This window comes from Eikenella sp. NML03-A-027 (assembly GCF_001648395.1).
Classification (GTDB): Bacteria; Pseudomonadota; Gammaproteobacteria; order Burkholderiales; family Neisseriaceae; genus Eikenella; species Eikenella exigua.
Genome location: NZ_LXSM01000003.1, coordinates 161,955 through 174,858, shown reverse-complemented (window position 1 = coordinate 174,858; position 12,904 = coordinate 161,955). Strand labels below are relative to the sequence as shown.

General features: G+C 51.6%; 12 protein-coding genes and 1 pseudogene. 8 read left to right on the top strand and 5 right to left on the bottom strand.

Annotated features, from left to right (window positions below):
- Nucleotides 1–73 precede the first annotated feature (73 nt).
- From clpP to A7P96_RS01610, 3 genes are all read left to right on the top strand, one after another.
- The gene (gene clpP / locus A7P96_RS01620; protein WP_067524212.1) at nt 74–694 is read left to right on the top strand and encodes an ATP-dependent Clp endopeptidase proteolytic subunit ClpP; all 621 of its coding nucleotides are present in this window, start codon (nt 74–76) and stop codon (nt 692–694) included.
- A 319-nt stretch (nt 695–1,013) separates the two neighbouring features.
- The gene (locus A7P96_RS01615) at nt 1,014–1,370 is read left to right on the top strand and encodes an STAS/SEC14 domain-containing protein (RefSeq protein ID WP_067524210.1); all 357 of its coding nucleotides are present in this window, start codon (nt 1,014–1,016) and stop codon (nt 1,368–1,370) included.
- A gap of 4 nt (nt 1,371–1,374) precedes the next feature.
- Nucleotides 1,375–2,031, top strand: a complete 657-nt coding sequence (locus A7P96_RS01610; RefSeq protein ID WP_067524208.1) for a triacylglycerol lipase — start codon at nt 1,375–1,377, stop codon at nt 2,029–2,031.
- A 90-nt stretch (nt 2,032–2,121) separates the two neighbouring features.
- On the opposite strand, the gene A7P96_RS01605 is transcribed toward A7P96_RS01610, so the two are convergent.
- The 3 genes from A7P96_RS01605 to guaD form a co-directional block, all read right to left on the bottom strand.
- Nucleotides 2,122–3,333, bottom strand: a complete 1,212-nt coding sequence (locus tag A7P96_RS01605; RefSeq protein WP_067524206.1) for a nitrate/nitrite transporter — start codon at nt 3,331–3,333, stop codon at nt 2,122–2,124.
- Between the two features lie 173 nt (nt 3,334–3,506).
- Nucleotides 3,507–4,745, bottom strand: coding sequence for an MFS transporter (locus tag A7P96_RS01600; RefSeq protein ID WP_067524204.1), 1,239 nt, complete (start codon nt 4,743–4,745; stop codon nt 3,507–3,509).
- A gap of 90 nt (nt 4,746–4,835) precedes the next feature.
- Nucleotides 4,836–6,137 carry a guanine deaminase gene (gene guaD, locus A7P96_RS01595; RefSeq protein WP_067524202.1) on the bottom strand — a complete coding sequence of 434 codons (1,302 nt, stop codon included), beginning with the start codon at nt 6,135–6,137 and terminating at the stop codon, nt 4,836–4,838.
- 332 nt (nt 6,138–6,469) lie between these two features.
- Between guaD and A7P96_RS01590 the strand changes: the two genes are divergently transcribed.
- Nucleotides 6,470–6,985 carry a MarR family winged helix-turn-helix transcriptional regulator gene (locus A7P96_RS01590; protein ID WP_067524353.1) on the top strand — a complete coding sequence of 172 codons (516 nt, stop codon included), beginning with the start codon at nt 6,470–6,472 and terminating at the stop codon, nt 6,983–6,985.
- A 116-nt stretch (nt 6,986–7,101) separates the two neighbouring features.
- Here the strand turns inward: A7P96_RS01590 and A7P96_RS01585 are convergent, their stop codons facing one another.
- Nucleotides 7,102–7,632 (bottom strand): inorganic diphosphatase, encoded by a 531-nt coding sequence (locus tag A7P96_RS01585; RefSeq protein WP_003824323.1) that lies wholly within the window; start codon nt 7,630–7,632, stop codon nt 7,102–7,104.
- A gap of 396 nt (nt 7,633–8,028) precedes the next feature.
- On the opposite strand from A7P96_RS01585, the gene glmM reads away from it, so the two are divergent.
- The 4 genes from glmM to A7P96_RS01565 all read left to right on the top strand — a co-directional run bounded on the left by glmM (nt 8,029) and on the right by A7P96_RS01565 (nt 12,656).
- Nucleotides 8,029–9,360, top strand: a complete 1,332-nt coding sequence (gene glmM, locus A7P96_RS01580) for a phosphoglucosamine mutase (RefSeq protein WP_067524200.1) — start codon at nt 8,029–8,031, stop codon at nt 9,358–9,360.
- Between the two features lie 27 nt (nt 9,361–9,387).
- The gene (locus tag A7P96_RS01575; RefSeq protein ID WP_067524198.1) at nt 9,388–10,068 is read left to right on the top strand and encodes a DedA family protein; all 681 of its coding nucleotides are present in this window, start codon (nt 9,388–9,390) and stop codon (nt 10,066–10,068) included.
- A gap of 115 nt (nt 10,069–10,183) precedes the next feature.
- Nucleotides 10,184–11,812, top strand: coding sequence for an FAD-dependent oxidoreductase (locus tag A7P96_RS01570; RefSeq protein WP_067524196.1), 1,629 nt, complete (start codon nt 10,184–10,186; stop codon nt 11,810–11,812).
- A gap of 253 nt (nt 11,813–12,065) precedes the next feature.
- Nucleotides 12,066–12,656, top strand: a complete 591-nt coding sequence (locus tag A7P96_RS01565; protein ID WP_067524194.1) for a DUF4189 domain-containing protein — start codon at nt 12,066–12,068, stop codon at nt 12,654–12,656.
- A 112-nt stretch (nt 12,657–12,768) separates the two neighbouring features.
- Here A7P96_RS01565 and A7P96_RS10130 read toward each other — a convergent pair.
- Nucleotides 12,769–12,894, bottom strand: a pseudogene (locus tag A7P96_RS10130) (N-(5'-phosphoribosyl)anthranilate isomerase); the annotation flags it as partial.
- Nucleotides 12,895–12,904 lie beyond the last annotated feature (10 nt).

Below are 12,904 nucleotides of genomic sequence, written 5' to 3'. Positions count from 1 at the left end.
AAACAAAGCACCAAGGCCGTATCCGCCGAGGTGCTTTTTGCCCAAATTATCCCTTATAAACGCGAGGAAACCCATGAATCCCACAATCGAAAACAACTATCTGGTACCAACCGTTATCGAACAGAGCGGCCGGGGCGAGCGCGCCTTCGATATTTACTCCCGCCTGCTCAAAGAGCGGATTATCTTCCTGGTGGGCCCGGTAAACGACCAAACTGCCAACCTGGTGGTGGCGCAGCTGCTGTTTTTGGAAAGCGAAAACCCCGATAAAGATATTTTCCTCTACATCAACAGCCCCGGTGGCTCGGTTTCTGCCGGCATGTCGATCTACGACACCATGAATTTCATCAAGCCCGATGTGTCTACCCTGTGCCTCGGCCAAGCCGCCAGCATGGGTGCCTTCCTGCTTTCCGCCGGCGCCAAAGGCAAACGCTTCGCCCTGCCCAACAGCCGCGTGATGATCCACCAGCCCCTGATCAGCGGCGGCTTGGGCGGTCAGGCTTCCGATATCGAAATCCACGCCAAAGAGCTGCTCAAACTGAAAGCCAAACTCAACCAGCTCTTGGCCGAACATTGCGGCCGTACGCTGGACGAACTCGAACGCGACACCGACCGCGACAACTTCATGTCGGCCGAAGAAGCCCAAGCCTATGGCCTCATCAACCAAGTATTGTCCAGCCGCAGCGACATCAAATAACCATCGGCTTAATCTATAGTAAGTCAAATTAACTTTTCGATACAAGGCGGTGAGCCGAAGACAGTACAGAAGTACGGCAAGGCGAACCAACGCTGTAGCGAAAATTAAGTTGGCTTGCTATAAGAAGGCTACCTGAAAACAAACCAAGTGGATTTTCAGGTAGCCTTTTTGCCGCCCGCATACAGCGCATTCATTGCGGCAATACAAACTCATGCCATAGCAGTTTGCCGGCAATTTCACTATAATCAGTAAGCACCCACAGCGTGCCGGTATCACTCCCACCCCCTCGCGGGAAACCCATCTCAACAGGAGTTCTGCCATGATTTCCATCCGCCAGCAAAACTACGGCCTCAACGTTGCCCTCTACAACGAATTCACCCTTGAAGACTTCAAAACCCTCGAAGCCGCCATCCTCGAGTGCCTCCAACGCGTACACCGCCCCGACATCCTCCTCGACCTATCCTTATTACGCGACTACACCATCGACATGGCCGCCGAACAACTGCGCTTCCTCAACAACCACGACAACGACTTCGGCCGCATCGCCATCGTCACCAACGACCTCTGGATACGCCTCTCCGCCCATATTTCCAGCCTACTCACCCGCCAGCATCCCAAATATTTCAACGATGCTGCCAAAGCCCAGAAATGGCTACTTGCCGACGGCAGCCGCTAACACCATGAGCCAGCCCCAAACCCCGCTGCGCGCCCTCCTGCTGCACGGCATCCATATGCACGCCTGGGTGATGCTCCCGCTCGCCTGGCAACTGCGCCGCCATAATATCCACAGCCGCTGCTTCGGCTACTACAGCATCGCCCAAACCCTGCCCCAGCATAGCCGCCGCCTCGCCGAAGCCGTCCGCCGCCACTACCAACAACACCAAGAACCGCTGCACTTCATCTGCCACAGCCTCGGCGGCCTCGTGTTGCGCCGTTTCGCCGCCGACTACCCCGAACTGGTACGCGGCCGCAGCGTTACCCTCGCCACCCCGCATCTTGGCAGCGAAACCGCCAACCGGCTGTACCGTTACGCCCCTGCACTTATCGGCGGTGCCTACCAGAACGGCCTAGATGGCAATCTCCCACCCTGGCCTCCCCAGCTCGAACTCGGCTGCATCGCCGGCAACCATCACCTAGGCGTCGGCCAAATCATCGGCTTGCAAGGCGAAGGCGACGGCACCGTCCTCCTCTCCGAAACCCGTCTCGCCAACTGCCACGACTACCTCGTCTTACCCGTCAACCACTCCGCCATGCTCACCGACCCCACAGTTGCCCGGCAAACTGCCCACTTCCTGCGCCACGGTCGGTTTGAATATGCGGCAGCTGCGGATAAGTAATGGTAAGAGTCTGTCTAATTTGAGTACCACCATGGAACAACCCCTTGTGTTGGTTATTCATCACAAGGGGTTTGCATCATCATATCTAATTTATTTGGCTGCTTTTTTCCTAAGCAAAACATAGCAAGAGGTTGTTGCTAATAAAATAAAGAATACGGGAAGCAATATCTGCCTCATACTGGCTGCTGGATAGAGATTTAATAGGTAGCCTGGTATAGAAACCAAAATTGCACCAAATAAAAATTGACTACCATTCACCAGTGCTGCTGATGTGCCAACATGATTGGCATCAACCAATGATGCGGCAATTGCAAATGGCAACATAGATGCTCCAGTAAAAATACCGAACAAGAAAAGAAGGGGAGTAGACTGCCATGCATTAGTTTGCAAACAAACCAAGATTGCCAAAGTAACCGTTTGTCCAATCAGCCCTATTCCAAGAGCTTTTGCATTACTTCTTAAAAAATTACTGATATAACTGAACAACGGCGAGCCTATCGCCAAACCCAACCAGCTCATTGCTACTGCCAAATGCGCCTGATTTTGGCCAATTCCATAAGATTGCAGCAATCGGCTACCCCATACGATACTGAAACTGAGCATCGACCCAAAAGAAACCGCTCCAATAAACATAATAAATAAAACTTTTTTTTGATGAATTGTCTTAAGCAAATCAACTATACAACTCTTAATAACAGCTCTGGCTGTTTCGATACGCAATGGCTGAAAATTTAATTCTTTTGGATTATCAAGCAAAATCGCCATCAATAGAATCATAATTCCACCCAATACAGAAAAACCAATAACAACATCACCCCATGGCAGATGCTCCAAAACTTTAATAAATACCAACTGGATCAAACAAGCTGAAACCGATGCTACAAACTGAACCCATGAGAACATTAATCCATATTTTTCACTGGAAAACCAAATTCTGCCCACAAATCCAGCGCCAATAAAGCCAAATGAGCCTCCTAATGCCACAAAAATCTGTGCTAATACAAACCCCAATAACGATTTAGACAGCACAAACAACACCAAACCCATCGTTAAAAACAGACAAGCCAATGGGATTGCTGGTTTAACACCTGTTTTATCCAAAATACTACCTGAAAATATCTGAAAGAACGCAAAGAAAAAAGTATATGTTGCGCTGATCAGGCTCATCTCTGTAGCACTCAAGCCTAATGTTTCAGATATTTTTGGGTTAATAACCGCATATCCTGTCTGAAAGCCAAAAATCAAAATGACATAGCTGACGGCTAAAATCCAACAAAGCCACGCTTTTTTACTGGCAAACATAATAGTTCCTTTAAAAATTCCATAATTGGTACTTTACTGCCCACTCAAACAGGCGGCATCAGGAAAGACTAAACGTTGGGTTGAGATAATGAGGAAGAGAGGGAATTAGCTGTTTTCTTGCAAATTCAGGGGAATAGTTTCTCTATCCCCCTGAATCTATTTTATTTATCTATTTATTGCTGCTTCGGGAAACTTTCTTTAATCCAAAGCAGTGCAATAATCAAGGCGACAGCCAATGCAATCAGGGTAGGTTGCAGAGCGGCTTGGTAGTCGGCCAATGTTTCCTGAGTGCCAGCCAACATCTTACCAGGCAAGCCCATCAAAATACCACCTGCGATAAACATAGAACCGTTTACGATAGAAGATGAAGTACCGATTCTGTGCGGGGGTACGTTGTCTGACGCAGCAGTGAAGTTCAGCATATGGCCGGCATTGCAGAAACCGAAGATAAAGTACAAAACCATGGCGATTGTAGGAGTTACATCGATGTACATCGCACCGGCTAACACAAGCATCTGCACCATGGTAGCAATCGTAATTGGCAATTTACGTGATTTGGTGGCATTAGAGATGCGGTCGATCAATGGGCTGCCCACAGCCAGCCCCAGCCAGAGGCAAGCAGTAGCGTGGTTGGCGGCACTGGGATCCATCCCATGGGCAATCAACAATTTCGGACCCCATACCACACCCAAAGCGAGGATGGTACCAAACACAATTGCACCTTGAATGCTGATGGCCCAAATCTGACTCTTCTTCAACACCTCAACAATAGATTGCAATACAGAGGAAACAAATTCACCAACAGAGCTTTTCGGGCTTTCCACAGGGGTGGGGTTGCACACGAACATCACAGCGGCAACCAGCAGCAGCACACCGAAGATACCGAAGCCAGTGATGATGGTGCGCCAGTCCCAATTAGCCAAGGCGAAGTCAAAACCAGTTTGGCCGAAAGCGGAAGACAAGGCGGCCACGAGCTGCACCAAGCCGAACATCAGGCCGAATTTAGCCATACCAAACCAAACACCGCCCACATAACCCGCGCCCACAAAACCGGCGCTGGAGCCGATAGCCAATACAACCTGCGACAAGAGCAGCATTTCAAAGCTCTGTGCAAAAGCAAACAGGAATACGCCGATAATCACCAAAGTAATGGCAGGAATTAGGATTTTCCGGCTACCTAGCTTATCCAACAGAGCACCAGAGAACATTTGCGCAATAGCGAAAGTCCAAGTGTAGGTAGCGGCAATCAAGCCGACTTGGTCGATACTCAGATTCAGTGCTTTGGATACGCTGTCGTTAACAATGGCATATCCCGTTTGTACGTTAAACAACCACACCACAAACAATACGGCAATAACCCAAACGATCCATGCTCTTGTACCGCCGAGTTTAAATTCAGTTTTGTTACTCATGATCAATACTCCAAAAATCCGATTTAACTAAAAAATCGTTTTCAGGTAGCCTAATAATTCAAGAAACCTCTAATAGGCTACCTGAAAATATCAGTTGGCACGATAGACTTCTTTGCCTGCAACATACGTGGCAGCAATAGCGCGGTCATCCCCCAAAGTCATTTGGATAAACAACGCCTCTTCCAAATCTTTTGCATATTTCATGCGGTAGTCGATAATCGGCGTAGATTTCAAATTTAATACCGTTAAATCCGCTTCCATACCTACAGCAATCGTGCCAACTTTATCTTGTAGCCCAAGTGCTTCAGCCGTGCCACAGCTGGCCAAATAGAAACTGTGAAGAGAGGTATATGGCGTACCGTTCATTTGTGCTGCTTTATAAGCTTCATTCATGGTTTGCAACATGGAGAAGCTGGTACCGGCACCTAAGTCAGTTGCCAAGCCAACGTGGACAGGACGGTTTTTATCCCGCAGTTTTTTCACGTTTAGGCAACCTGACCCTAAGAAGAAATTAGAAGTTGGGCAGTGTGCAACAGCAGCACCAGTTTCACTGAATACACTTAATTCCCGATCAGTTAAGTGAATACCGTGACCATAAATCGCCCTCGGCCTAACCAATCCATATTGTGCATAAGCATCTGTATAGTCTTTGGCTTTCGGACATAAATCTTTCACCCAAGCCACCTCATTCACATTTTCAGAAACATGCGATTGAATGAGCATATCCGGATTTTCCGCAGCTAACGCCTGCATCATTTCCATCTGCTCTGGTGTAGAGGTAGGCACAAAACGAGGGGTAATCACATATTCGGCACGCCCCTTGTTATGCCATTTTTTAATTAGGGAAGAAGATTCATCATAGGCACGCTGCGGTGTATCCAATAATGCTTCCGGTGCATTCCTATCCATGCAAACCTTACCCGCCATAATCCGCATATCGTATTTTTCCGCTTCTTCAAAGATGGCATCTACCGATTGCGGGAATACTGTGCAATAAACAGTAGAGGAAGTAACACCATTTCTAAGCTGCTCTTTCAAAAATACTTTTGCCACTTCACTGGCGTGTTCTTTATTTTTGAACCCCTGCTCGGCGATGAAGGTGTAGTTGTTTAGCCAGTCTAAGAGCTGTTCGCCATAGGCACCGATGATTTCAGTTTGCGGGTAGTGGACGTGCGAATCGATAAAGCCGGGGATGATGACGCTGTCGGTGTAGCGTTTTACTTCCACGCCATCCAACTCAGGCAAAATATCTTGTGCACGGCCAACTTGGGTAATTTTTCCTCCTTCCATCACAATTACAGCATCAGATTCATATACCAAGCATTCATCCATTTCATGAAAAAATGGGTCTTTTTTGAATGTAAGCATCGCACTTCGGATAGCGGTTTTCATAGTTTAATCCTTTTTAAAGCGTATGAAATAGTTATATGTTGATGTTTATCCTATACAAAGATTACTTTAGAGCTATACAACCAATAAAGTTTCATATAAAATATCTTTGTATGAAGATACTTTACATCAAATAATATTGTGCCGCAATCTAAACAAGTAGCTTTTCAAGAGAAATTTAAATAAAAGTTGATATACATCAAGCCTTAAAACGTATAGCCTGGTTTTATATCACCTTCCAACTAATCAATAACTTGAAACTTCGTATTTTGGATAAATAACTGTATTAAAGTATAATTTTTATTTATATGGATAACCGAATATCGGGGCAGATAATGACTCAAATAGAATCAAAAGAAGTAATTGATGTTGTTGACTATATAACCGACCACTGGAAGAAATTTGATAATCACTTGGATACATCAGGCACTGAAATCATCGGCCGGATTATCCGGATTGGTTCGATTATTTCTCAGTTGGTAGATGAAAACTTGGCCAACTATAAACTGTCAATTGGCGAATTCGACGTATTAGCTGCATTGTTGCGAGAGCCAAACCAAACATTGACACCCAAACAGATACAAGATTTAGTGTTAATTTCATCCGGCGGGTTAACCAATAGAATCAACAAACTAGAGAAAAAAGGCTTAGTACAGCGGGTTTTAAACCCAGAAGACAGGCGCAGCTGGCTAATCAATTTGTTGCCCAAGGGCGAAACCCTGATAAAAAAAGTTGTCCCTTCACACTTAAGCATAGAAACCAAAGCAATAAAAAACCTATCCTTCCAAGAGTATCAACAACTCCGTGATCTATTGATCACCTTATCCAAGGACTTAGAAAAGAATAAATAAGCAACCATCCTTCACCAAATCAGGCTACCTGAAAAATAGAAACCCGCTGTTCTCTTATTCAGAACAACGGGTTTCTATTTTTCAGGTAGCCTCTTCAGCCAGCCTCTAGCACACGGTTATTGTGCTTTCCAACGGGCTTGTGATTCGCGGATAACGGCTTTGGCTTCTTCAATGTCGCCCCAGTGGCCAACTTTGGTGCTGCCAGGTTTTTTCAGGTCTTTATAGTGGTTGAAGTGGAATTCGATTTGCTTGATCAGCTGCGGCGGCAAATCAGCCAAAGTCTTGATGGCATTGCCGTTGTGGCGGTCGTCGGCAGGCACCACCACTACTTTATCGTCCACTTCGCCGTCATCTACAAATTTCATCACGCCAATCACTCTAGCTTCCATGTAGATGCCGGTGGGCAGCGGCAGGTCGGTAATAATCAGGGCATCGAGTTCGTCGCCGTCTTCATCTAGGGTTTGCGGGATGAAGCCGTAGTTGGTGGGTTTGGCGAAAATCTGCGGTTCGATGCGGTCGAGTTTCATTGCGCCGATTTTGCGGTCCCATTCAATTTTCTGGTTGGAGCCTTGCGGAATTTCCACCACCACGTTGATGATGCCGCCGTCTACATCGCCGGCGTCAAGAATTTTATTGAAGTCTGCCATGGTTTTTCCTTCTGTGCTTGAACGGTTTGAAAGACCCGATTATAGCGACCATCGCTGGCATAATCTATATATAGCCGTTCTAAACGGGCAATAATCCCACCTTAGCCTGCTTCGCTGTAACACATGCACCATTCAGGCAAAGGCTACCTGAAAGTAAAACTTCAACGAATCAAAATGTAGCGCGAGTTTCTGCGCCGCTCTAATTTTTCAGGTAGCCTTTGGGCTGGATATAAACTTCATTGCCGAATGCTTTGCCGCCTACTGATTGCCGCCATTCAAATGCCTTTTCCGCCGTAGGTTTGCCCGATTTAACCGCCGCAATGCTGGCATAAGAAGGAGTGCTGCTTTACAATTCACTCATTCGGCCTGCAAGCGGCTACTACAAAGGATTTCACGATGGCAAAAAAATATTTCGGTACGGACGGTGTGCGCGGCGAAGTGGGCAAATTTCCGATTACGCCCGATTTCGTATTAAAGCTGGCCTATGCAGCCGGCCAAGTGCTGACCCAGCACGACGATGAAATCAAACCCACCGTGCTCATCGGCAAAGACACCCGCATCTCCGGCTATATGCTGGAAACCGCGCTGGTGGCCGGTTTCACCGCTGCCGGCGTGAATGTTATCCAAACCGGCCCGCTGCCCACCCCGGGTGTGGCCTATCTTACCCGCGCGCTGCGCCTTTCTGCCGGCGTGATGATTTCCGCCTCCCACAACCACTATGCCGATAACGGCATCAAATTCTTCACCGAAGACGGCATGAAGCTGTCTGATGAAATCGAGCAAGAAATCGAGCAACAGCTGGAGCAGGAAATGCACACAGTTTCCTCCGACCACCTCGGCCGTGCCAAACGCGTGAGCGGTGCAGACGACCGCTACATCGAATTTTGCAAATCCACCTTTCCCGCCAATATGGATTTACGCGGGCTGAAGCTGGTGGTGGACACCGCCAATGGCGCCGGTTATCACGTGGCACCTAAAGTGTGCCACGAGCTGGGGGCAGACGTGATCGAAATCGGCAATCAACCCAACGGTTTTAATATCAACCATAAATGCGGCGCCACCTACACCAAAACCCTGCAAGCCGCCGTGCTGCAAAACGAAGCCGACTACGGCATTGCGCTCGATGGCGACGGCGACCGCCTGATGATGGTGGACAAACAAGGCAAAGTGTACGACGGCGATTCGCTGATTTATGTGATTGCCCGCGCCCGCCATAAAGCCGGTTTGCTGGTTGGCGGCGTAGTCGGCACGGTGATGACCAATATGGCGATGGAGCTGGCCTTGGCGCAGCTCAAGATCGAATTCTGCCGCGCCAAAGTGGGCGACCGCTATGTGCTGGAACAGCTGCACCAACACGGCTGGCAGCTGGGCGGTGAAGCCAGCGGCCACATCCTCTGCCTCGACAAACACAACACCGGCGACGGCACCATTGCCGCACTGCAAGTGCTGGCTGCACTGCAAACGCTGGATCAGGATTTGGCCGCTGCCGTAGATTGGCTGCCCTTCCCGCAAACCATGATTAACGTACGCATCAGCAAAGGGCAGGATTGGCAAGCCGCCTCCACCGCCGAGCTGCAGGCCGTGGAAGCCGAATTGGCCGGGCACGGCCGCGTGGTATTGCGCGCCTCCGGCACCGAGCCCGTGGTACGCGTGATGGTGGAAGCACGCGACACCAAGCTTGCGCAGCGCTGCGCCGAACGCATTGCCGACAGCATCCGTCAAAAATAACAGCAACTCACAGGAACACCCACAACCATGCTGGACATTCTAGAAGCCCTGTTCACCCAATACGGCTATGCCGCCGTATTCGTGGTGTTGGTTGCCTGCGGTTTCGGCATTCCCATTCCCGAAGACATCACCCTGATTGCCGGCGGCGTGATTTCCGGCCTCGGCCACAGCAATGAGCACATCATGGTGGTGGTGGGCATGATCGGCGTGCTCACCGGCGACGGCATGATGTTCCTGCTCGGCCATTTCTACGGCGACCGCATCCTCAAAGCCCGCTTCGTCCAACGTCTGATGCCGCCGCAACGTTACCTGCAAGTGCAGGAAAAGTTCGACAAACACGGCAGCTGGGTATTATTCGTGGCCCGTTTCCTGCCCGGCCTGCGCACCCCCATCTTCATCACTGCCGGCATGAGCGGCCGGATCTCATTTTGGCGCTGGCTGATTATGGACGGCCTCGCCTCCCTGATTTCCGTGCCCGCCTGGGTGTATCTCGGCCACTACGGCGCCGCGAACAAAGACTGGCTGCTCATGAAAGCCCACCAGTTCCAGCACATCCTCTACGCAATCATCGGCATCGGCGCATTGGTGTTGTTCTACTTCTGGCAGCGCAAACGCCGCCGCCGCCAATTTTTCCACGCCAAGCTGCAGGAAATGCGCCAAAAACGGCAAGCCGAACGCAGCAAACGGCAAAATCAATCTGCCGAATAGCATTGCACCGCATCTTGTTTTCCAGGTAGCCCTAATGGATAAAGGCTACCTGAAAACATATAAACCATCAGACTTCTGCCCGCCACCGGCCTCCCTCCCCAAGGCTACCTGAAACATGAAACTCACCCGCCGCCAACTGCTCGGCAGCGCCGCCGCCCTCACCGCCGCAGCCGCAGCCTCCCGCCTAGGGTATCAATACCTCCACCGCCTGCCTCCCGTGCGCATCCGCCGCATCGGCCTGCCGTTCGGCCACGAGCTGCGCAACGGCCAAGTTTCCCTTGCCCCCCAATCCGAACACCGCTGCCACACCCTTATCCTCGGCAGCGGCGCCGCCGCCCTCTCCGCCGCCTGGCATTTGGCCAAACACGGGCAGCGCAACTTCCTCCTCGCCGAAGGCATCGAGCGCAACGGCAACAATGCCGCCTATGTTTCAGGTAGCCTTTCCGCCCCCTCCGGCGCGCACTATTTGGCCCTGCCCTCACAGGAAAGCGTGTATGTGCGCCAACTCTTATCCGACCTCGGCATCCTGCTCGATGGCATCGACTGGCCCGAGCCCCTGTATCGCGAAACCGATTTGGTTTACGCCCCCGCCGAGCGCCTGTATTACCAAAACCGCTGGCAATATTCCCTGCTGCCGCAAGAAGATGCCGACAGCCGCCGCTTCCACGCCCTTATCGAAATCCTGCGCCGCGCACGCGGCCGCGACGGGCGAAAAATCTTCGCCATTCCCATCACCCATTCCTCCGCCGACGAAGAATGGCGCCGCCTCGACCAAACCACCTTCGCCGCCTGGCTCGAAAAAGAAAACTACCGATCCCCCAGCCTGCTCTGGTATCTCGACTACTGCTGCCGCGACGACTACGGCCAAGGCATTGCCCAAGTATCCGCCTTTGCCGGCCTGCACTACTTCGCCGCCCGCGGCCACACCAACGAAGCCGTGCTCACCTGGCCCGAAGGCCTCGCCCACCTTTCCGAAGCCATCCGCCGCCATATCCGCCTGCAAAATATCGACAGGCTACCTGAAACCACCGAGCTCACCTTCCCCCTGCCCACCGCCATCAACGCCTCCGCCCTGCAAATCAGCGAAACCGATGAAGACGTTGCCGTTATCCTGCGCCACAACCAAAGCGGCCACACCACCCTCATCCGCGCCCAAAACGTTATCTGCGCCATGCCCCTGATGATTGCCGCCCGCATCATCGCCCAGCCCCAACGCTACGGCTTCTCGCTCAACCTGCCTGCCTACGCCCCCTGGCTGGTGAGCAATTTCGTGCTCAACGGCTTCCCCCGCGAAGCGAAACGCAGCGAATTGGCGTGGGACAACGTAGTGCACGGCACGCAAGGCCTCGGCTACGTCGTGTCCACCAACCAGCTCATCCGCACCGCCAAACCCGAATACACCATCTTCACCGCCTACACCGCCCTCAACCACGACAGCCCGCAAAACATCCGCCGCTGGCTGCTCAAAGCCGGCGAAGAAGAACTGCTCGCCCACGCCGCCCAAGACCTCGTCCCAATCTATGGCAGCCGCTTCTGGCAACACGTTGCCTCCGTAGACATCGGCATCCGCGGCCACGGCATGAGCTCCCCCACCCCCGGCTACCTCACCCACCCAACCCTACTCCAGCTGCGCCAACATCACTCCCGCCTCACCTTTGCCCACAGCGACCTGAGCAGCTACTCCGTGATGGAAGAAGCCGTTTACTGGGGCGTGGAAGCCGCCAAGAAAATCCTGCCGCGCTGACGATGGTATAGCCGCAGGTGTAACCCAACAAAAGAATGTAGGCCGGGCATCCATGCCCAACTTACGGCTACGCCAGAAACCAAGCCGGCAATGCCATCCCCAATCGCCATACACGAAAAGGCTACCTGAAAAACCATATTCGGTTTTCAGGTAGCCTTCAAGCAGCGGGATAGATGTTTACAATATCTTGTTTTTTGTTACAATCCGATCATCGGCAATACCCTTATTCCCCTTTCCAAACAGGAGCGGCAAGATGAAGCAAACCATGATGAACACGGCAGCGGGCGTATTGGCGGCAGTGCTATTGGGCGGCGCGGGCTTGGCTTGGGCGGATGGTTTCGATCCGTGGCTGGCAGACGGGCTGAACAAGCAAATCCAGCAGAACCGCGAAGCACAACAACAGCCAACCTACTCCGGCCCCACCGCCGCCGAAATACGCGCCTGGGAGCAGCGCGAGGCGGAAGTGCAAGCCGAAATTGCGGAACTGCGCCGCACGCCGTTTTACATGGCGATTGCCTATGATTTCGACACCCGCCAATCCATGTGGAGCGGCGGCTATATTTCCGAGCACCGAGCCGTGGAAGAAACCCTGAAGCAATGCAGCTCGTCCAATTGTCGGGTTATCAAAACGTTTGCCAACACCTGCGCCGCCGTGGTTGAGCCAGACAGCCGGGCAAAATCGGCGGCAGATATTTTCGTTGCCTTAGATAAGGATGACAGGCAGGCAGCGACCAAAGCCATGCACTCCTGCGAAGCGCAGCACGGCGCGGGCAATTGCAGCTATTGGCAAGTCCGTAAACCCTTGTGTACTGGCTACGATTACAGTATCTACGGCCAGCGTTAAGCCAGTTACAGCCAAAAGGCTACCTGAAATTCCAGCGTTGCAGAAACTCCGCCTTCACTGCGTGAAGCCCCTGTTTTCAGGTAGCCTTTTCATTGCCCGCACCACTTATCAATCATGCCTCGCGCGCCAGCCGCACAAAGCACCCCTTTAGTTCCCTACTCTTCACCCCTGGAGCCTGCTCCACACCGCTGGACACATCCAACCAAGCAGCACCGGTTTGCCGCACGGCAGTGGCTACGTTGCCCGGG